The organism is Antiquaquibacter metalliresistens (assembly GCF_029211225.1).
Taxonomy (GTDB): domain Bacteria; phylum Actinomycetota; class Actinomycetes; order Actinomycetales; family Microbacteriaceae; genus Rhodoglobus; species Rhodoglobus metalliresistens.
The window spans coordinates 314280-334686 of the sequence record NZ_JARGEM010000003.1; the positions used below are offsets into that span (position 1 = coordinate 314280).

General features: G+C 70.2%; 20 protein-coding genes. 16 read left to right on the forward strand and 4 right to left on the reverse strand.

The genetic code is table 11. From position 1 onward, the window contains the following. Positions 1–69 precede the first annotated feature (69 nt). Positions 70–1827, forward strand: coding sequence for an acyl-CoA dehydrogenase family protein (locus PYV02_RS07125; protein ID WP_275757593.1), 1758 nt, complete (start codon positions 70–72; stop codon positions 1825–1827). A gap of 29 nt (positions 1828–1856) precedes the next feature. Further along, positions 1857–2417: a DUF1990 family protein gene (locus PYV02_RS07130; protein WP_275757595.1), complete on the forward strand. Its 561-nt coding sequence runs from the start codon at positions 1857–1859 to the stop codon at positions 2415–2417. 1 nt (position 2418) lies between these two features. Here PYV02_RS07130 and PYV02_RS07135 read toward each other — a convergent pair whose 3' ends face one another. Both PYV02_RS07135 and PYV02_RS07140 read right to left on the reverse strand, forming a co-directional pair. Beyond that, on the reverse strand, positions 2419–3204 hold the full coding sequence (locus PYV02_RS07135; protein ID WP_275757597.1) for a sulfite exporter TauE/SafE family protein: 786 nt from the start codon (positions 3202–3204) through the stop codon (positions 2419–2421). 42 nt (positions 3205–3246) lie between these two features. Beyond that, positions 3247–3975: an HAD family hydrolase gene (locus PYV02_RS07140; RefSeq protein WP_275757599.1), complete on the reverse strand. Its 729-nt coding sequence runs from the start codon at positions 3973–3975 to the stop codon at positions 3247–3249. Positions 3976–4018: 43 nt separating this feature from the next. On the opposite strand from PYV02_RS07140, the gene hemW reads away from it, so the two are divergent. After that, positions 4019–5242, forward strand: a complete 1224-nt coding sequence (hemW, locus tag PYV02_RS07145; protein ID WP_275757601.1) for a radical SAM family heme chaperone HemW — start codon at positions 4019–4021, stop codon at positions 5240–5242. 33 nt (positions 5243–5275) lie between these two features. Here the strand turns inward: hemW and PYV02_RS07150 are convergent, their stop codons facing one another. Both PYV02_RS07150 and PYV02_RS07155 read right to left on the reverse strand, forming a co-directional pair. Continuing rightward, positions 5276–5647 carry a DUF4870 domain-containing protein gene (locus PYV02_RS07150; protein WP_275757603.1) on the reverse strand — a complete coding sequence of 124 codons (372 nt, stop codon included), beginning with the start codon at positions 5645–5647 and terminating at the stop codon, positions 5276–5278. A 63-nt stretch (positions 5648–5710) separates the two neighbouring features. Continuing rightward, on the reverse strand, positions 5711–6121 hold the full coding sequence (locus tag PYV02_RS07155; protein WP_275757605.1) for a DUF4870 domain-containing protein: 411 nt from the start codon (positions 6119–6121) through the stop codon (positions 5711–5713). A 213-nt stretch (positions 6122–6334) separates the two neighbouring features. On the opposite strand from PYV02_RS07155, the gene hrcA reads away from it, so the two are divergent. The 13 genes from hrcA (at position 6335) to PYV02_RS07220 (ending at position 20387) form a co-directional block, all read left to right on the forward strand. After that, positions 6335–7360 carry a heat-inducible transcriptional repressor HrcA gene (gene hrcA / locus PYV02_RS07160; RefSeq protein WP_275757607.1) on the forward strand — a complete coding sequence of 342 codons (1026 nt, stop codon included), beginning with the start codon at positions 6335–6337 and terminating at the stop codon, positions 7358–7360. 4 nt (positions 7361–7364) lie between these two features. Next, positions 7365–8465 (forward strand): molecular chaperone DnaJ, encoded by a 1101-nt coding sequence (dnaJ, locus tag PYV02_RS07165; RefSeq protein ID WP_275757609.1) that lies wholly within the window; start codon positions 7365–7367, stop codon positions 8463–8465. A 2-nt stretch (positions 8466–8467) separates the two neighbouring features. Next, positions 8468–9196, forward strand: coding sequence for a 16S rRNA (uracil(1498)-N(3))-methyltransferase (locus tag PYV02_RS07170; protein WP_275757611.1), 729 nt, complete (start codon positions 8468–8470; stop codon positions 9194–9196). A 99-nt stretch (positions 9197–9295) separates the two neighbouring features. Further along, positions 9296–9649: a histidine triad nucleotide-binding protein gene (locus tag PYV02_RS07175; protein WP_275757613.1), complete on the forward strand. Its 354-nt coding sequence runs from the start codon at positions 9296–9298 to the stop codon at positions 9647–9649. Next, positions 9639–10679, forward strand: a complete 1041-nt coding sequence (locus tag PYV02_RS07180) for a PhoH family protein (RefSeq protein WP_420833598.1) — start codon at positions 9639–9641, stop codon at positions 10677–10679. The genes PYV02_RS07175 and PYV02_RS07180 overlap by 11 nt, the downstream gene beginning before the upstream one ends. Positions 10680–10746: 67 nt before the next feature. Continuing rightward, on the forward strand, positions 10747–11208 hold the full coding sequence (gene ybeY, locus PYV02_RS07185; protein WP_275757615.1) for an rRNA maturation RNase YbeY: 462 nt from the start codon (positions 10747–10749) through the stop codon (positions 11206–11208). Positions 11209–11212: 4 nt separating this feature from the next. After that, positions 11213–12526, forward strand: coding sequence for a hemolysin family protein (locus PYV02_RS07190; protein WP_275757617.1), 1314 nt, complete (start codon positions 11213–11215; stop codon positions 12524–12526). A 3-nt stretch (positions 12527–12529) separates the two neighbouring features. Next, positions 12530–13429, forward strand: coding sequence for a GTPase Era (gene era / locus PYV02_RS07195; RefSeq protein ID WP_275757618.1), 900 nt, complete (start codon positions 12530–12532; stop codon positions 13427–13429). A gap of 92 nt (positions 13430–13521) precedes the next feature. After that, positions 13522–14658 carry a sensor histidine kinase gene (locus PYV02_RS07200; RefSeq protein ID WP_275757620.1) on the forward strand — a complete coding sequence of 379 codons (1137 nt, stop codon included), beginning with the start codon at positions 13522–13524 and terminating at the stop codon, positions 14656–14658. Next, on the forward strand, positions 14655–15311 hold the full coding sequence (locus PYV02_RS07205) for a response regulator (RefSeq protein WP_275757622.1): 657 nt from the start codon (positions 14655–14657) through the stop codon (positions 15309–15311). The genes PYV02_RS07200 and PYV02_RS07205 overlap by 4 nt, the downstream gene beginning before the upstream one ends. Positions 15312–15385: 74 nt before the next feature. Beyond that, on the forward strand, positions 15386–16147 hold the full coding sequence (locus tag PYV02_RS07210) for an ABC transporter ATP-binding protein (RefSeq protein WP_275757624.1): 762 nt from the start codon (positions 15386–15388) through the stop codon (positions 16145–16147). Further along, positions 16144–17523: an ABC transporter permease gene (locus PYV02_RS07215; RefSeq protein ID WP_275757626.1), complete on the forward strand. Its 1380-nt coding sequence runs from the start codon at positions 16144–16146 to the stop codon at positions 17521–17523. The genes PYV02_RS07210 and PYV02_RS07215 overlap by 4 nt, the downstream gene beginning before the upstream one ends. A 110-nt stretch (positions 17524–17633) precedes the next feature. Next, positions 17634–20387, forward strand: coding sequence for a helix-turn-helix transcriptional regulator (locus PYV02_RS07220; protein ID WP_275757628.1), 2754 nt, complete (start codon positions 17634–17636; stop codon positions 20385–20387). Positions 20388–20407 lie beyond the last annotated feature (20 nt).

Genomic DNA, 20407 nt, shown 5'->3' on the forward strand with positions numbered 1-20407 from the left:
CGCGGGCGGTTTTGTAGCTCGGGACCAATGGACTGCGTTGCCAGCGGGAGGTTTGACTACGTTTGGGCCATGGCTACCTATCGTCCTCCGGTCTCTGACCTGACCTTCGCCCTCGAACACGTCGTCGACTACAACGCTGTGGCCGCGCTCCCGGGCTTCGAGCACGCCGACCTCGAGACCGTCGCCGGCATGCTCGCCGAGTGCGGCGACTTCATGGCGAAGGTTGTCGCGCCAACCAACCGCATCGGCGACACCGAGGGGGCCAAGCGCCAGCCCGATGGCACCGTGACGTTGCCCAAGGAGTTCCACACCGCCTACGAGCAGTACGTCGAGACCGGTTGGGGTTCGGTGCCGTTCCCCGAGGAGTTCGGCGGTGGCGGGTTCCCGTGGACGATCGGGCTTGCCATCCAAGAGATGCTGCAGTCCGCGAACCTCGGGTTCTCGCTCGGGCCGCTGCTGACCCAGGGCGCGATCGATGCGCTGCTGCACTACGGCAGCGACGAGCAGAAGCAGACCTACCTGCCCAAGATGATCAGCGGGCAGTGGTCGGGCACCATGAACCTCACCGAGCCGCAGGCCGGCTCCGATGTCGGCGCGCTCACCACGAAGGCGGTGCCCAACGGTGACGGCACCTATGCGATCAGCGGTCAGAAGATCTTCATCACCTTCGGCGAGCACAGCCTCACCGAGCAGATCGTGCACCTGGTGCTCGCCCGCACCCCCGGTGCCCCGGAGGGCACGAAGGGCATCTCGTGCTTCATCGTGCCGAAGTTCCTGCTGAACGAAGACGGCACGCCCGGCGAGCGCAACACCGTCGAGTGCCTGGCGATCGAGCACAAGCTCGGCATCCACGGCTCGCCCACGTGCGTGATGTCCTACGAGGGCGCCACCGGCTACCTCATCGGCGAGGAGAACCTCGGCATGCGCATCATGTTCGTCATGATGAACAGCGCCCGTCTCTCGGTCGGCACGCAGGGTCTCGCGATCGCGGAGCGCGCCTACCAGCAGTCGCTCGAGTACGCGAAGGAGCGCGTGCAGGGTCCGACCGTCGACGGCGAGGCCACCATCATCGGCCACCCGGACGTGCGCCGGATGCTGCTGACCCAGAAGGCGTACATCGCCGCGGTGCGCCGTATGGTGCTGCTCAATGCCACCAACATCGACCTCGCCAAGTTCCACCCGGACGAGGCGGTGCGTGCCCGCGCCAACGAGATCGTGGGCCTCTTGACCCCGATGAGCAAGAGCTTCGGCACCGACCTGGGCGTCGAGCTCTCGTCGATGGCGCTGCAGGTGCACGGCGGCATGGGCTTCATCGAGGAGACCGGCGCCGCGCAGCACCTGCGCGACTCGCGCATCACGCCGATCTACGAGGGCACGAACGGCATCCAGGCCGCCGACCTCATCGGCCGCAAGCTCGGTGTGCGCGGCGGCGCCTCGGTCATGGAGTTCCTGGCCCAGATGCGCGAGCTGCTGCCGCAGCTGGCCGCCGCGGGCGACGACCTCGCCGCGGTCGGCACCGAGCTCGCGACCCAGTTCGACGCGCTCGAGCAGGCGACGGGATGGATGCTGCGCTCCGCTGCAGACCCGGCCGGCGCCCTCTCCGGCTCCACCCCGTTCCTGCGGATGTGGGCGCTCTGCGTCGGGGGCTGGCTGCTGGCCAAGGGCGCCCTGGCCGCGGCATCCGGCCACGACGCGGAGCGCGCCGAGACCGAGCTCGTGCTCGCCCGCTACTACGCCTCGCAGCTGCTGCCCGCCGTGGCAGGCCTGCTGCCGGGTGCGACCGCGGGTGCGCGCGACCTCTACGCGCTGCCCGCCGAGCGCTTCTGACCCATGAACGCGGTGCGCAGGTGATGGGTGTGGCGGCGCTGGCCGCCGCTCCCGTCACCTACGCCGCGGTCGGCGGCACCCGTGCTGCCGACCTGCTCGCCTACCCTCCCGCCGGATTCCGGTCGAGCGAGCACCGCGCGCGCATCGGACACGGACCGCAGCGCTGGGCCTTCGCGACCGCCGAGGTGATGAGCTGGGGCATCAAGCGCCGCGCCGGATTCCGGGTGGAGACGGTGGTGCCGGCGGCGGAGCACGCCGAGCACCTGTTCACCGCCGAAGGACTCGAGGTGGTGCGGCCGGGCGATACCGCCGTCATCCGCATCGGCCCCGTGCGCGAGCCGGTGCGGGTCGTCTACACCGTCGACGAGGAGCGCGAGGTCGGCTTCGCCTATGGCACGCTGCCCGGGCATCCGCTCGAGGGCGAGGAGAGCTTCATGCTCGAACGGCGGGACGACGACTCGGTGTGGCTGGTGGTTCGTGCCTTCTCTCGACCGACGGGCTCGTGGCGAGCGGTGGCGCCGCTGCTGAGTCTCGCGCGCGCGATCGTGGTACGCCGGTACCTGCGCGTGCTCGCGGTCAAACTGGGCTGAGCTACGGCTTTCGCTGTGCCCGGATCGCTCGCACGGTCAGCTGGATCGCGATGCCGACGAGCAGGATCGAGAACAGGATCGCCGCGAGCCGTGACGGCAGCGCGAGGGCGATGTAGGCGCCGCCGACCGAGGCGACCGCGGCGGCGGCCCCCACGATCAGCCCCGTGCGCAGGTTCACGAGTCCGTTGCGGTAGTTGGTGATCGTGCCGGTGACGGTGGTCGGGATCATCACCAGCAGCGACGTGCCCTTCGCGATGAGATCGCTGATGCCGAAGATGCCCACGAGCGCTGGCACGGCGATGATGCCGCCGCCGACGCCGAGGAGGCCCGACGCGATGCCCATCACGAGCCCCAGCGCCAGATAGGCGACCGCGAGCCACGGCGTGAGCGCGAGCGGCTCCCCGCGTTCCGGCTCGACGAAGAGCAGCCGCACGGCCACGATGAGCAGCAGCGCGATGAAGCTCCAGCGCAGCCAGACGATCGGGATGCGCTTGAGCAGGTTGGCGCCGATCACCGCGCCCCCGATCGCGCCGACCGCGATGAATGCGGCGGCGATGAAGTCGATCTCGCCGTTGGCGATGTAGGTGATCGATCCCGCGATGGAGGTGGGCAGGATCGCCAGCAGTGACGCGGCGGACGCTCGCCGCTGGTCGAGCCCCGCGAAGGTCACCAGCAGCGGCACCAGGATGATGCCGCCGCCGACCCCGAACGCCCCGCTGAGCAGGCCGCCGACGAGGCCGATCGCGAGGAGGACCAGAACGCGCGGGCGCGGTGACACGATTTCCATGGCTCTAGCGAACCATGTTCCGGGGGGTGCTCGTGACCGCGGTCAGGGGCTCACGGTGTCGAGTTGCCCGGTGTCCGATCGTGCTTCGTCCGCGACGGGCTCCGGTGCGGTGCTCTCGACGGCGGCGACGAGCGCATCCAGTCCCGACTCGAGATCCTCGAGCACCGTGATCGCGCTCGTGCCGGCCAGCTCGGCGGCGCTGTAGATGCCGGTGGCGACCGCGATGAACGGGATGCCGGCCGAGTCGGCGGCCAGCCCGTCGTTGGGCGTGTCCCCGACGATCACGGCGTTCTCGCCGGCCAGTGCGTCGCGAGCGCCGGCGGTGAGGTGGTGGCGGGTGGGGGACTCGTGCCCGAAGTAGGAATGCTGCCAGTCGAAGGCCTCGGGGTCGAGACCGGCGGCGAGCAGCTTGTACCTGGCCCGGTTGGGGCCGTTGCCGGTGAGCAGGGCGTTGGTCCACCCTCGGGCGGCCACGGTCTCGAGCGCCTGCTCAACGCCTGCGCACAGTTCGCGGTCCCAGCCGCGCTCGAACTGGTCGCGCGAGAGCACGTCGAGATCGAAGAGCACCTCGTGCAGCCGGCCCGGGTCGAGATCGTTGGCCAACATGATCTCGGTCAGCAGCTGCCCCTCGGTCATGCCGTGCGGCTGGTCGACCGGCTTCGTCGGTCGCACCCCCGTCACGTGCTCGATCGCGTCGAGGTAGAGGGTGCCGGCGGTGGGCGAATTCTGCACCAGGGTGCCGTCGATGTCCCACAAAATATACGTGCTCATCCGTCCATTGTGACAACACCCCTCCCCCGGGGGACAATCGGATGTGCCCAGCGCCCTGCCCATCGCCGATCCGGCGCCCCTCGACGGGCTGCTGCCCGCGAGTGCTGCGGATGCCGCGGCATCCCGAAATCTCGGCGTCTACCTGCACGTGCCGTTCTGCCGCGTGCGCTGCGGGTACTGCGATTTCAACACCTACACCAACGAGGAGCTGCGCGGAGCCCGTCGGCAGGACTACGCGGCGCAGGCCGTCGCCGAGGTGGAGTTCGCGGACGGCGTGTTGCGCGCGGCCGGCGTGCCGCGGCGAGCCGCGTCGACGGTGTTCTTCGGCGGCGGCACGCCCACGCTGCTGCCCGCACGCGACCTCGTCGCGATGCTCGACGCGGTGCGGGACGCGTGGGGGCTCGCGCCGGGTGCGGAAGTGACGACGGAGGCCAACCCGGACTCGGTGGATCTCGACTACCTGCTCACGCTGCGCGCGGCCGGGTTCACGCGGGTGTCGTTCGGCATGCAGTCGGCGGTGCCGCACGTGCTCGCCACCCTCGAGCGCACCCACGACCCCGAGCGCGTGCCGCTGGTGGTGGGCTGGGCCCGCCAGGCGGGGCTCGAGGTGAGCCTCGACCTGATCTACGGCACGCCGGGGGAGTCCCTAGCGGACTGGTCGGCCTCGCTCGACGCGGCGATCGCGATGAACCCGGATCACCTCTCGGCCTACGCCCTCATCGTGGAGGACGGCACCAAGCTCGCGGCGCAGATCCGTCGCGGCGAGGTCGCCATGCCCGACGACGACCTGCAGGCCGAGTTCTATGAGCTCGCCGATGCGCGGCTCGGCGCGGCAGGATTCGAGTGGTACGAGGTCAGCAACTGGGCGCGGTCATCGACCCTGCGCTCGGAGCACAATCTCGCCTACTGGCTCGGGCACGACTGGTGGGGCATCGGCCCGGGCGCGCACAGCCATGTCGGCGGCGTGCGGTGGTGGAACGTGAAGCATCCGGCCGCCTATGCGGGCCGGATCGCCGCCGGGCAGTCCCCGGCCGCCGGGCGCGAGGTGCTCGACCCCACGACGCGGGAACTGGAGGCCGTGCTGTTGCGCACGCGGTTGCGGGAGGGCATGCCGATCACGGCGCTCGCGGCATCCGGACGCACCGCGGTCGCCGGTCTCATCGCCGACGAGCTCGTGGATGCCCGCGCCGCACTCTCCGGCACGATCGTGCTGACCCTGCGCGGCCGCCTGCTCGCCGATGCCGTGGTGCGGCGGCTCGTGGAGTAGCCGCACCACGGCATCGGGCTGCGCAGCGTTCGGTCAGCTGACGAATTTGATGGACAGCGGATACGTGTAGTACTGCCCCTGGTTGGCCGCGATCGCCGCGAGGATGCTGAAGACGATGCAGAGGATGCCCGCCGCCAGCAGTACGAAGATGCCGACCAGGATGAGGGAGGTGACCGTGCCGACGGCGTAGGCGATGAGCAGCGTGATCTGGAAGTTCAGCGCCGTCGCGGTGTGTGCGCGCACGAAGGGGCCGCGGTCCTTGAGCACGATGTAGCCGATCAGGGCCGGCAGGAAGCCGAACAGGATGCCCCCCACGTGCACGAGGGTGGCCCAGAGCTTCTCGTCGCTCGGGCTCATCGGCTGGACGGTCGAGTAGGGGCTGGTGGGAGGCGTGGTGTCGGACATGACCCTATTAAAGCGAATCGGGCCCGGAAGCGGTCGCTTCCGGGCCCGAACTTCACGAAGTGGTTACTTCACGAGGCGAATCGCGAAGGGGTAGCGGTACGCGCCGCCGCCCTGCACCTTGACGCCGCCCATGATCGAGAAGATCGCGTTGACGACCCAGGCGAGGAAGGGCAGGAAGCCGATCACGCCGGTGAGCGCCCAGGCGCCGGTGCTCCAGAGGATCGCGTTGATGATCGCGACCAGGATGTAGATGACGATGAGGCCGATCGTGAAGGTGATCTGCCAGTTCAGCGCCTCCTTCGACTCCTGCTTGGTGAGCGAACCGCGGTCCTTGAACACGAGGAAGATGATGAGCGAGGGCAGGATGCCGAGCAGGCCGCCGAAGTGGGCGAACGACGCCCACTGCTTGTCCTCGGCCGGCGTCAGGGGCGCGGCCGGCTGCGGGGCCGCGGGGGTGGGAGTTGCGTCGGTCATGAGTTCGTTGCCTTTCAGGTGACGAGTGCGTGCCGGGTGGTCAGTCAAGAACTGGGTCTTGCGCTGGTGCATGCACCCCGTCTGGGGGCTCGCGCAAGCACAGAGACAAGGTAGCGCCTGTGAGAACGCGCGTGCAACGGTGCTCGACCGGCGTGTCACGGTACTATTGGCAGTCAGTGCGATTGAGTGCTAATGCCCGGGAGGAGGCTCGCCATGGTGTCGGAACGCGGTCTCGAAGTGCTGCGGGTCATCGTGCAGGACTACGTGGCCTCGCGCGAACCCGTCGGTTCGAAATCGATCGTCGAGCGCCACTCGTTCGGGGTCTCCGCCGCGACCATCCGCAACGACATGGCGCTGCTCGAGGACGAGGAACTCATCGCCGCGCCCCACACCTCCTCGGGCCGGGTGCCCACGGACAAGGGGTACCGGGTGTTCGTGGACCAGCTCGCCGATGTGCGCCCGCTCACGCCCGCGCAGCGTCAGGCGATCGAGACGTTCCTCGGCGAGTCCGTGGATCTCGATGACGTGCTCAGCCGCACCGTTCGCCTGCTGTCGCAACTGACCCACCAGGTGGCGCTCGTGCAGTACCCGACGCTGGGCAGCGCCCGGGTGCGCCATGTCGAGCTCGTGCCGCTCGGCGAGACCCGCATCATGTCCGTGCTCATCACCGACTCCGGTCGCGTCGACCAGCGGCTCATCGACGTGCAGGCGCCGGTCGACGAGGTGTTCCTCGGCGAGGTGCGCGCGAAGCTCAATGCCGCGCTCGCGGGCCGAGGACTGCAGGATGCCGCGGCCGGCCTGGTCTCGATCGCCGCATCCTTCCCGCTGCCACGTCGGGCTCTCGTCGAGCAGCTCGTCGCGAGCCTGACCGAGCAGGTGCTGGCCAACCGCCAGGATCGCCTGCTGATGGCGGGCACAGCCAACCTCGCCCGCACCGAGGAGGACTTCGGCGGCAGCATCTATCCGGTGCTCGAGGCGATCGAGGAGCAGGTCACCCTGCTCAAGCTCTTCAGCGAGCTCGAGGTCGACCGCGGTGGCGTGACGGCGAGCATCGGGCGCGAGAACGCGGGGTTCGGCCTGGCCGAGACCTCCGTGGTCACGAGCGGCTACTCCTCGCCCGGGGGAAGCGTGGCGCGACTCGGGGTGTTGGGCCCGACGCGCATGGACTATTCGAACAACATGGCCGCAGTGCGAGCGGTGGCGCGCTACCTCTCGCGACTGCTCGGTGAGGACAACTAGGAACTTGGCAGACCATTACGAGGTGCTCGGCGTCGAACGCAACGCGAGCCCCGAAGAGATCAAGAAGGCGTACCGCAGGCTCGCGAGGGAACTGCACCCCGACGTGAACCCGAGCGCGGATGCCTCCGAGAAGTTCAAGCAGGTCACGCACGCCTACGACGTGCTGAGCGACCCGCAGCAGCGCCAGCAATACGATCTCGGCCCGCAGGCGGGCTTCGGCGGTGCCCAGGGCTTCGGCTTCGGCGACATCTTCGAGACGTTCTTCGGCGGGGCCCAGCGCTCCACCGGTCCACGCTCCCGGCGCGAGCGCGGTCAGGACGCGCTCGTGCGCGTCGAGGTCGACCTCGACGAGGTGATCTTCGGCACCACGCGCGAGCTCGAGGTGAACACCGCCGTGCTCTGCGAGACCTGCAACGGCTCGTGCTGCCAGCCCGGCACGACGCCGGTGCGCTGCGACATCTGCCAGGGCACCGGGCAGATCCAGCGCACCATGCGCAGCCTGCTGGGCAACGTGGTCACGGCGAGCCCCTGCGGCACGTGCCGTGGTTACGGCACGCTCATTCCGCATCCCTGCCCGACCTGCGCCGGTCAGGGGCGCGTGCGGGCGACCCGCAGAATCCCCGTGGACATCCCGGCCGGCATCGACACCGGCCTGCGGTTGCAGCTGCCCGGCCAAGGCGAGGTCGGGCCGGCGGGCGGGCCCAACGGCGACCTCTTCCTCGAGGTCAAGGTGCGCCATCACGAGACCTTCAGCCGCAACGGCGACGACCTGCTCGCCACGCTCGAGGTGCAGATGACGGATGCCATCCTCGGCACCACCGCGACCCTGAAGGGTCTCGACGGCGAGGTCGCGGTCGAGATCAAGCCGGGCACGCAGAGCGCCGAGATCATCACGGTGAAGGACCGCGGCGTCACGCGCCTGCGCGGCAACGGTCGCGGCGACCTGAAGATCGGTGTGCAGGTGGTGACCCCGACGAAGCTCAACGCCAAGGAGCAGGCGCTCATCACCCAACTCGCTGCGGCCCGCAAACAACCGGCGCCGCATTTCGCGCACTTCCAGCAGGGGCTGTTCGCGAAGCTGCGGGATCGCTTCCTGGGGTTCTAGTCGTGGCGCACCGCTACCTCGACGAATCGTTCGCGAACGCCTCGGTCGGCGACCGCGCGGTGCTGGGCGCCGCCGAGTCGCGGCACGCGGTGACGGTGAGTCGTGTCGCCGTCGGGGAGGCGATCTCCGTCGGCGACGGTGCCGGCCTCGTGCTCGGCGGCACCGTCGTGACCGCCGATCCGACGGGCCTGGCGTTCGACGTGCAGACGATCGAGCGCGTGGAGCGCCGTTCCCCGGCCGTGTTCCTCGTGCAGGCGCTGGCGAAGGGCGATCGGGACGAGCTCGCGGTGCAGGCGGCGACCGAGTTGGGGGTGGACGGCGTCATCCCGTGGTCCGCCGCCCGCAGCGTGTCGCGGTGGGAGGGCGCGAAGGTGGCCAAGGGGGTCGAGCGCTGGCGGGCGATCGTGCGCGAGGCATCCAAGCAGTCGTTGCGGGCGTGGGTGCCCGACGTGCTCGACCTGGTGTCGACCAAGCAGCTCGCGGCGATGGCCTCCGCGGTCCGGATGCTCGTGCTCGACCCCACCGCCGAGCTGCCGCTCTCGGCGCTGCAGCCGGACGGGCGCGACCTCGTGCTGGTGGTCGGGCCGGAGGGCGGCATCGCCCCGCAGGAACTCGAGCAGCTCACCGCCGCGGGAGCCGAGCTCATGCGCCTCGGCCCCGAGGTGCTGCGCACCTCGACCGCGGGCCCGGCCGCGCTCGCCGCCCTCAACACCCCCCTCGGCCGCTGGTGATGCCGACTGGCGGGGATGCGGCGACGGGTTGCGGGGTTCGGCGGGCATCTTTGGGCGGCAACCCGTCGCCGCATCCCCGCCCCCCGGTAAACTGACGGCATGTCCGAATCCGAACTCACCGTCTTCGAGCGCATCATCGCGCGGGAGCTCCCCGCCGACATCGTGTTCGAGAACGAGCGGATCATCGCGTTCCGCGACATCGCCCCGAAGGCGCCCGTGCATCTGCTCGTCGTGCCGAAGACGGCGCGCTACGAGAACGTCGGGCAGCTCGCGGCCGCGAATCCGGAACTCCTCGCGGAGGTCGTGGGGGTCGCCCAGCAGCTGGCGATGGAACATTCCCACGGTCAATACCGTTTGATCTTCAACACCGGCCCGGATGCGGGCCAGACCGTCTTCCACGTGCACGCGCACGTGCTGGGCGGAACCCTGACGGAAGGATCCCTTGGTCTCTAGCGACTCTCCCACGGCCGACGACGGCACCGACCGCGTCGAGCTGGAGGTGGACGGCGTGGCCATGGTGCGACTGCTCGGTCCGCAGGATCGTCTGCTGACCACCATCGAACGCCAGTACCCGGATGTCGACGTGCTGGTGCGCGGCAATCGGATCACGCTCTCCGGGGATGCCGGGCAGGTTCACGCCGCCCGCGAACTGGTGGAGGAACTCGTGCTGCTCGTGCGCAGCGGCGTGGAACTCGAGCCCGTCGAGGTCTCGTCGTCGGCGCTCATCCTGAACGCCAAGTCGGGGAGCCCGGCCGAACTGCTCAGCCAGGCGATCCTCACGGCGCGGGGCAAGAGCATCCGGCCGAAGACGCTCGGGCAGAAGGACTACGTCGACGCGATCGACCGCAACACCATCGTGTTCGGCATCGGTCCCGCCGGTACCGGCAAGACCTACCTCGCGATGGCGAAGGCCGTGCAGGCGCTGCAGCGCAAGGAGGTCGACCGCATCATCCTGAGTCGGCCGGCGATCGAGGCTGGCGAGCGGCTGGGCTTCCTGCCCGGCACCCTGACGGACAAGATCGACCCGTACTTGCGACCCCTCTACGACGCCCTGAACGAGATGATGGACCCGGAACTGGTGCCGAAGCTGCTCGCGAGCGGCACGGTCGAGGTCGCCCCGCTCGCCTACATGCGCGGTCGCACGCTCAACAACTCGTTCATCGTGCTCGACGAGGCGCAGAACACCACGCCCGAGCAGATGAAGATGTTCCTGACCCGCCTCGGGTTCGGCTCGAAGATCGTCGTCACCGGCGACATCACCCAGGTCGACCTGCCGACGGGGGCGAGCGGTCTGCAGCTCGTGACGAAGGTGCTCGACGGCATCGACGACATCCACTTCGCCCGGCTGACGAGCGCGGATGTCGTGCGGCACAGCCTCGTCGGTCAGATCGTCGACGCCTACACGAAGTACGACGCGCTGAAGCAGGCCGAGCGGTTCGAGCAGCGCACCGAGCGCAAGTTCAAGCGGGGCGAGAGGCGATGAATCGGCGGCGTGTACGTCGATTCATCGCGCTGCGCCGCAGGGGCGGCGGCGCAGCCAGGAGACAAAATTGAGCATCGAGATCAACAACGAGTCCGGGGTCGACGTCGACGAGACCGCGATCCAGCGCCTCGCCGTCTATGCACTCGACCAGCTGCACGTGCACCCGGATGCCGAGCTCGCGATCGTCTTCGTCGACGAGGCCGCGATGGAACAGCTGCACGTGCAGTGGATGGACGAGCCCGGTCCGACGGACGTGCTGAGTTTTCCCATGGACGAGCTGCGCCCGGGCTCCGAGGACCACCCGACGCCACCCGGACTGCTCGGGGACATCGTGGTGTGCCCGCAGGTCGCCATCGCCCAGGCCGAGGCCGCGGGCCACACGCCGCTCGAGGAGATGCTGCTGCTGACCTGCCACGGCATCCTTCACCTGCTCGGATTCGATCACGCGGAGCCCGAGGAGGAGAAGGAGATGTTCGGCCTGCAGCGCGACATCCTCGTCGGCTTCGCGCTCGACGAACGACGACGGTAGTCGCATGCTGATCGGCATCTTCTTCAGCGTCGCGGCACTGCTCGTCGCCTTCGGCGGCCTCCTCGCCGCCGCGGATGCCGCGCTCGGCGCGCTCAGTCGCGTCGACATCGTCGATCTCGCCTCGCACGCCCGGGCGCGCAGGTCGCTGCTGGCGATCTCGCGCGACGTGCCGGCCCACGTCAACGCGCTCAACTTCATGCGCATCGTCTCCGAGACCACGGCGGCGGTGCTCGTCACCCTGTCGTTCGCGACGATCCTCGACTGGGGGTGGGCGCTGCTGGTGAGCGCGCTCATCATGACGGCGGTCTCGTTCGTGCTCGTCGGCTCGAGTCCGCGCACGGTCGGGCGCGTGCACGCCAGAGCGGTGCTGCGGTTCTCCGCGCCGATCGTGCGGGCGACCCGCGTGATCCTCGGGCCGCTCGCGGACGCGCTCGTCGCGATCGGCAACCGGGTGACGCCCGGCCGACCGCGTGGCGCGACCTTCTCGAGCGAGGAGCAACTGCTGAGCATGGTCGACGAGGCCACCGAGCTCGAGGTGCTCGAGGAGGACGACCGCGAGCTCATCCACTCGATCTTCGAGTTCAACGACACGGTCGTGCGCGAGGTGATGGTGCCCCGCACCGACATGGTGACCGTCGAGGCGGAGGTCACCGCCGCGGCCGCGCTCGGCGAGTTCCTCGCCAGGGGGTACTCGCGCATGCCCGTGATCGGCGGAGACGTCGACGAGGTCGTCGGCGTGCTGTATCTGAAGGATGTCGCGCGGGTGAGCTACGAGCGCGCCCTCGGTGCCACGCCGCTCGAGGGTGCGCTGCCGACCGCCGCGGAGCTCGCGCGAGCGGCGATGTTCGTGCCCGAATCCCAGAAGGCGGACGACCTGCTGCGCCAGATGCAGCTCGAGTCGAACCATCTCGCGATGGTCGTCGACGAGTACGGCGGCATCGCGGGGCTGGTGACCATGGAGGATCTCATCGAGGAACTCGTCGGCGACATCTCGGACGAGTACGACCGGGAGCTGCCCGAGGTCGAGGAGCTCTCGCCGGGGCTCTACCGGGTGAGCGCGCGCCTGCCGATCGACGAGCTCGGCGATCTGTTCGGCCTGGAGCTGGAGGACGACGAGGTCGACTCGGTCGGCGGCCTCATCACGAAGGCGCTCGGTCGCCTGCCGGTGACCGGATCCGTTGCGACCGCCGACGGGCTGATCCTCACCGCCGAGCGCACCGAGGGTCGCCGCAAGCGCCTCAGCACCGTGCTCGTCGAGCGCGACCAAGCACTCATCGACGCGCAGGCCGCGTTCGGCGACCAAGAGAACGGTGACTGACCCGTGTCGAAACCCTTGATCTACCGCGCCGGATTCGTGTCGTTCGTCGGACGGCCGAACGTCGGCAAGTCGACCCTCACCAACGCCCTGGTCGGCGAGAAGGTCGCGATCACCTCGTCGAAGCCGCAGACGACTCGCCGCGCCATCCGCGGCATCGTGCACCGGGCGGACGGCCAGCTCATCATCGTCGACACGCCCGGTATGCACCGGCCGCGCACCCTGCTGGGGGAGCGGCTGAACGCGGTCGTGCAGGACACCCTCGCGGAGGTGGACGTGATCGGCCTGTGCGTTCCGGCCAACGAGAAGCTCGGGCCCGGCGACCGGTACATCAACGAACAGCTCGACGCGTTCCCGCGCGCCAAGAAGGTCGCGATCGTGACGAAGACCGACGCCGCCTCCCGCCCCGCGGTGGCACAGCAGTTGCAGGCGGTGAGCGAACTTCGGGACTGGGATGCCATCATCCCGATCTCCTCGCTCGGTGCGATGCAGCTCGATGTGCTCGCCGCCGAACTCGTCGCGCTCATGCCGGAATCCGAGCCGCTCTACCCGGAGGACGCGATCACCGACGAGAGCACCGGCGAGCGCATCGCGGAGCTCATCCGCGAGGCCGCGCTCGAGGGCGTGCAAGACGAGCTGCCGCACTCGATCGCGGTGACCCTCGACGACATGATCGAGTCCGAGACGAAGGACCTGCTCGAGATCTACGCCAATCTCTTCGTCGAGCGCGACAGCCAGAAGGGCATCATCATCGGCCGCGGCGGCGAGCGGCTGCAGGATGTCGGGGCCCGAGCCAGGGCCGAGATCGAGAAGCTCGTCGGCCGCCAGGTGTTCCTCTCGCTGCGTGTGAAGGTGGCCAAGGAGTGGCAGCGCGACGCGAAGCAGCTGGGGCGATTGGGCTTCTAGCCGTCCGGCTGAGGTCAGCCTTCAGGATGATCTTGCGCCGTCGCGAGAACGAGATCGTTCGCTCGGGCCTCCCGGCCCCGTACCGTGGAGGGATGTTCCGCCGGCTCACGACACCGCAGTTGGTGTTCGACATCGCGCTGGCGCTCGCCTGCCTGGCGTTTCGATCCACTTTCGGCCTCGACTCCGCGGCGATCATCGCCGTCGTGCTGCTGATGACCGCGGCGCTGGCGTTGCGAAGGCTGAGTCCGCTGCTCGCGCTCGGGGTGGCGTGGGTCGGCGCGATCGTGCAGATGGCGACACTGCAGCCGCCGGATGCCGCGAACATCGCGATTCTTGCGGTGCTCTACGCGACCGCCCGCCACGGTGACCGTCGCGTGCGGTGGCTCGGCCTGATCTCTGCGGGCGTGGGGGCGGTCGTCGCGACGCTGTATCTGCTGTTCACACCGTTGTCGATCGTGGGCCTCGTCATGGATCTGCGGGTCGTCGTCGTCGGCGGTTTCACCTTCGTCGCCTCCGCCGCCGTGCTCGGACTCAGCTGGACGGCCGGTCTGCTCGCGCGCACCTGGCGGGCCGCTCGCGATACCCGCAGCGCCCAGCTCCAGGCCGAGCGAGACGTCATGATCGAGCAGGAGCGCAACCGCATCGCCCGCGACATGCACGATGTCGTCGCGCACTCCCTCGCCGTGGTGATCGCGCAGGCCGACGGTGCGCGCTACGTGCAGAACGCCGCGGCGAAGGACGAGGCCCTCGCGACGATCTCGGGCACCGCGCGCGAGGCGCTCGCGGACGTGCGCCTGCTGCTCGGGCAGTTGCGCCATCGGCAGGAGGCGGGACCGCAGCCCATGCTCGCGGACCTGGATCGACTCATCGACCAGCTGCGGGCATCCGGGCTGACGATCCTCGACGCCCGCGCGGGCTCGCCCCCGACGCTGCCGGCCGGTCAGCAGCTCGCGCTCTACCGCATCGCCCAGGAGGCACTGACGAACGCGCTCAGGCACGGCGATGCCGCTCGACCGGTCGAACTCGTCGTCGGCTGGCGGGCGGATGCCGTGATCCTCACGGTCACGAGCGCGCTACGCGCCACGGCGAGCGAGTCGCACCAGGGGCACGGTCTCGCCGGCATGCGGGAGCGCGCGCTGCTCGTCGGCGGCACGCTCGAGGCCGGGCCGGTGGGCGAGACCTGGGTGGTGCGGGCCGACATCCCCTATCCGACGGGGGTGCATGCGTGAGCGCGATCCGTGTCGCACTCGTCGACGATCAGGCGCTGTTCCGCGCGGGCATCCGCATGCTCGTCGACTCGCAGTCCGACCTCGAGTTCGTGGGGGAGGCCGGCGACGGCGCCGAGGGCATCGCGGTGGTGGGCCAGCTGCGACCGGATGTCGTGCTCATGGACCTGCGCATGCCCGTCCTCGACGGCATCGAGTCCACGCGCGGCATCCTCGAGGCGGCCCGCGATCGCGGGCAGAGGCCGCCGCGCATCATCGTGCTCACGACCTTCGACCTCGATGAGGCCGCGGCGAGAGCGATCAGGGCCGGCGCGAGCGGGTTCCTGCTCAAGGACGCCGATCCGGAGTTCCTGCTCGCCGCGATCCGCACCGTGCACGCCGGCACCGCGGTGGTCGCCGCCGCCGCGACCCGAGACCTCTTCGAGCACTTCGGTCAGGCGGCGACCGCGACGCCGCCGGCGTTCGAGACCCTCACCGCGCGTGAGCAGGAGATCTTCCGGCTCGCCGCACGCGGCCTCAGCAACGCCGAGATCGCCGCCGCCGAGTTCCTCAGCGAGGCCACCGTCAAGACCCACATCTCCCGCGTGCTCGCCAAGCTCGGGCTGCGCGACCGGGTGCAGCTCGTGGTGTTCGCCTACGAGCACGGGCTGGTCTGAGTCATCCTTGAGGCTGACGCGGATGCGTCGTGCGCCCGATTCGCCCCGCGCCCGGCCTGCCTAGCGTGAGAGGCATGGACAACACCACAGATGACCTCGGGCTCGTCGCCCGCGTCGCTCACCTCACCAAGTCGTACGGTTCCGGGCCCGCTGCGGTCACCGCGGTCGACGACGTCTCGATCGGCATCCGCGCCGGCGAGTTCACCGCGATCATGGGGCCGAGCGGTTCCGGCAAGTCGACGCTCATGCACATCATGGCCGGACTCGACACCGCCACGAGCGGTCGGGTCTGGATCGGCAATACCGAGATCACCGGCCTCGGGGACACCGAGCTCACGCTCATCCGGCGCCGCCGCGTCGGGTTCGTCTTCCAGTCCTTCAACCTCGTGCCCACCCTCGACATCGAGGGCAACATCCTGCTGCCCTTCGAGCTGGACGGTCGCCGCCCCTCCACCACCGAGCGCGGATTCATCGACGGTCTCATCGAGTCCTTGGGGCTCGCCGACCGTCTCCGTCACCGCCCGCACGAGTTGTCCGGCGGGCAGCAGCAGCGCGTCGCGATCGCTCGGGCGCTGGGTTCGCGTCCGCAGTTGGTGTTCGCGGACGAGCCGACCGGCAACCTCGACTCCCGCACCGGCCGCGAGGTGCTCGCCCTGCTGCGCACCGCCGCGGCGGAGCACGGGCAGTCCATCGCGATGGTCACCCACGACCCCATCGCGGCGAGCTACGCCGACCGGGTGCTCTTCCTCGCCGACGGCAAGGTCGTCGAGGATCGGGCGCGTTCGACCGCCGAGGAGCTCAGCAGCACCATCCTCAGCATGGAGCGCGTGGCATGAGCGGCTTCCGGTTCCGGGAGCACGTGCCGAGCATCCTCGTCGCGAGCCTGGCGGCCGCGTTCGGGGTGGCGCTGCTCCAGATCACGGGCAACCTCGCGATCCTGATCTCCTCCACCGACGCGGGCTCGAGCGCGATGGTCGCGCTCTCGTTGCAGGTGCTCGCGGCGGTCTTCATCGTGATCTCCACCTACGTGGCGGCGGTCGTGACTGCGAACACCTTCGCGACGATCGTCGCCGGTCGCACTCGCGAGATCGCCCTGCTGCGGCTCATCGGGGCGACGGCCGCGCGCTGTCGCCGCGAGGTGGCCGTCGAGGGCCTCATCGTCGGCGCGCTGGGTGCCGTCATCGGCACGCTCATCGGCACCGCGCTCACCGCGGCACTGATCGGCACGAACGTCGCGACCGGCTTCCTGCCGTCGCTGGCCTACGTGTTCTTCGATCCGGTGATCCTCGTGCCCATGGTGGCTGTGGTGCTCACCACCTGGCTCGCCTCATGGGTCGGTTCGCGGCGGGTGCTCGCCGTCTCGCCGATGCAGGCCACTGGTGCAGCGGTGCCGGTCACCCATGAGGCGGCGGTGGCCCGCCGCGGCCGCAACGGCCTCGCGATCGCGCTCGTGGTGATCGGCGGTGTCGTGCTCGGGCTCGGGATGCTGCTCGGCCTCTCCTCCCCGGCCGGCGTGCTCGTCGGCGTCGTCGGCGGGGTGCTCTCGTTCACGGGCATCGTGCTCGCCGCGGACGTCGTGATGCCCCCCGCCTTGCGGTTGGTGGGCAGGATGCTGGGCTCCAGCCCCTCGGCGCGTCTCGCGGCCCAGAACGCCGTGCGCTACCCGCAGCGCGCGGCACGCACGACAATCGGCCTCGTGATCGGGGTGACGCTCGTGACGATGTTCGCGGTCGCCGCGGAGACCTTCACGGTCTCGATCCGGTCGGCGCAGGAGCAGATGGGCAACAACGACGACCAACTGCTCGGCGCGATCGTGGCGATCTTCTCGGTGCTCATCGGGTTCAGCGCGCTCATCGCCGCCGTCGGCATGGTCAACAACCTGTCGCTGAGCATCCTGCAGCGCACCCGCGAGTTGGGCCTGCTGCGGGCCCTCGGGTTCTCGGCGCGGCAGCTGCGGGGCATGGTGCGGGCGGAGAGCGCCCAGCTGACCATCGCGGCGCTGCTCGTGGGGCTCGTGCTCGGCGTCCTGTACGGCTGGGCCGGTGCGCAGGCCCTGCTCGGCTCGATCGACGGCTTCATCCTGCCGAGCGTGCCGCTGTGGCTGCTCGGGGTGGTGGCGGTGTCCGCGGCGACGCTGACGGTCGTCGCATCCGTCGTGCCCGCCCGCCGGGCCACGCGCATCTCACCCGTGGTCGCGCTCGCCGTCGAGTGAGCGTGCGGCGGCTCCCGGTCTCCGGGAGCCGCCCGGGCGACGCGGGCATGCGTTCCTCGAACGCGGTTCACTACGCTGGCAGCACGACTCGTCGGTCGGAGGGGAGACGCATGCTCGTCGAGCGGGAAGCGGAGCTCGTCGAGCTGGAAGGTCCGGTCCGCGACGACCACGAGCGCCGCATCGTCATCGTCACCGGCCCGCCCGGGATCGGCAAGAGCGCGCTCCTTCGTGCGTTTCGCACCGAGACGAGTGCGCGGGTGCTCTCCGCCGTCGGAACGCGCGTCGGACAGGGTGTCGCGCATGGCGTGCTGCGACAGCTCTTCCTCCCGCACGCGCGCGACAGCGGGGACGATTCCGCGCCGTTCGACGGACCCGGGGCGGTGTTGCGGCGTCTCGTGCTGCGCGGAGACGCGCCCGCCGACACGGTCGCGATCGCCTACGCCGTGCACTGGACGCTCTCGTCGCTCGCCCGCTCCGGCCGGGTGGTCGTCGTGATCGACGACCTGCAGTGGGCCGACCCCGCGAGCGTGACTGTGCTCGCCCACGTGTCCGCGCTGCTCACTCACGAACCCGTCGACGTCGTGCTCGGTCTGCGCGAGACCCCGCGCGAAGCCGAGGTCGACGCAGTGTCCGAGCTCGTCTCGATGGCGACGACGGTGCTCCGCCCCCGTCCGCTGAGTGCGAGCGGTATCGCCGAGCTCATCGGGGTCAACGCCGCGCAGGGCGAACGGGTGCGCGAGCTGAGCGGGGGCATCCCGTTCTACGTGGCGGAGCTGGCTGGCCTGCTCGCGGTCGGGAAAGACCTCGTGCCGCCACCGAGAGTGATCGAGTCGGTCATGTCGCGACTCCAACGACTGGGGGCGGACGCCCTCGCGGTGGCGCGTGCGGTGTGCGTGCTCGGGCCGGAGGCGGCCCCCTCGGCGGTGGCGCACCTCGCGGGTATCGACCTCGAGCGGCTCGACGGTCTCGAGCGAGTGCTCACGGCCGAGGGGATCCTCAGCGACGAGGGCAGGGAGCCGGTGCTCACGGTCGCCCACCCGCTCGTCGCCGACGCGGTGCTCGCGGAGACCGGCGGGGTGCGGCTTGCCTCACTGCGCTCCGCCGCCGCGAGGATCCTCCACGACAACGGTGTACCGGCGGCCCGGGTCGCGGCCCAGCTGCTGCTCACCGAGCCGGGAGACCAGCCGTGGCGCGTCGCGGTGCTGCGTTCGGCGGCGGTGGAGGCGGCATCGACGGGAGCGTTCGGCAGCGCCGTGGCCCTGATCGATCGTGCGTTGCTCGAGCGCGGCATCCCGGCCGAGGAGCGCGGCGAGCTGTACGGCCTACTCGGCGCCGCGCATTTCGGGGCAGGTGACGGCGCTCAGGCCGCGGCCAGTTGGCTGGGCGGCCTCGACCACCTCGGGCCGAACGCGCGTGGCGAGCGGATGATCGACATCGGTGACGCCCTGTACCTGGCCGGCGACTACCCGGCCGCGGAAGAGGCATACCGCGAGGGAGCCGAGCGACTGGAGCAGGCGGGCATCGCCCCGGGGCACGGCGCCGCGCTCGGTACCGCCGCGCGGCACGCGGCAGCGCGCCTGACCCTCGCACCGTTGACACCTGTGGTCTCGCCGGAGGTGCTGCGAACGGTGCTTGATCGCCCGCCGGCATCGGACCGTCGAGAAGAACGCCGCTTCCTCGCGATCGCGGCGCTCTCCGCCCACACGAGTGAGGCATGGGAGGCCGATCCCGAGCACTTGGCCGTGCGCGCATTCGGCGGAGGCGCCTTCGCGACCGAGGGATTCGCGGACGATCCGACGACCTATCTGCTCAGCGGTGCGCTGTATCTCGTCGGCCGCTTCGACGACGCGCTCGACCTCCTCGATCGGGCCGTGCTGGATGCCCGCAGCCGCAACCGCCTGGCGAGCGAGGTCTCGGCGCGTGGCGTTCGCGGGCCCATCCGCGTGCTCGCTGGCGACCTGCGCTCGGGGATCGACGACCTCCAGATCGCGGTGAACCGCGGTCGGCTGAGTCCATGGCTGTATCACGTGCTTCCGGCGGCGCTCCTGTTGCGCTCCTCGGCGGTGACCGGCGACCGGGATGCCGCGGCGGCCGCCGTGCGCGGCCTCGAAGACCTCGACCTCACGCCGTCCCACGAGGCGGTCTGGCTGCTCGGTCGCGCGGAGCACGCCCGAGCAGCAGGGGAACCCGAGGAGGCCTTGCGGCTCGCAGCCCAGGCTCGCAGCCTCGATCCCGAGGGCGGATTCGCCTGGACCTTCAGTTGGCGGGGCACTATCGCGGCCGCGTCGCTCGACCTCGGTGATCGCGAGCGGGCGGCGGCACTGAACGCGGAGGAACTCGAGTTGCTGGCCCGCCGTCGCATCCCACTGCCCGCAAGGCTCGAGGCGGAGTTGCTGCGCGCCCGTCTCAGCGATCACGACGAGGCCCACACACGGCTCTCGAGCTACTTCGGAGCGCTCCCGCAGCGTCACCATTGGCAACGCGCGCTCGTCGCGGAGCGCCTGGCGGAGATGGAGATCGCGCGCGGCGAAGCCCAGGCGGCCCACGAGCACCTCATGCTGGCGCTCACCTGCGCTCAGGAGCAGGCCGTCGAGTCGCTCGAGCGCCGGGTCCGCACCGCGCTCAAGTCGATGGGCCGCGAACCGATCCCGAGTGCGATGGAGCGCCGCAAGCAGTCCCTGTCGCCGGCGGAACTCCGCGTGGCCATGCGCGCGGCGGCCGGACTGAGCAACCGGGAGATCGCGCGCGAGCTCTTCGTGACCCCGAAGACCGTGGAATTCCACCTCGCAAGGATCTTCCGCAAGCTCGGCGTGCAGTCTCGCCGGGCGCTCGTCGCGGCGTTCGACGAGCCCGCCGCCGAGTGAGACGGGGCGGAGCGCCGAAG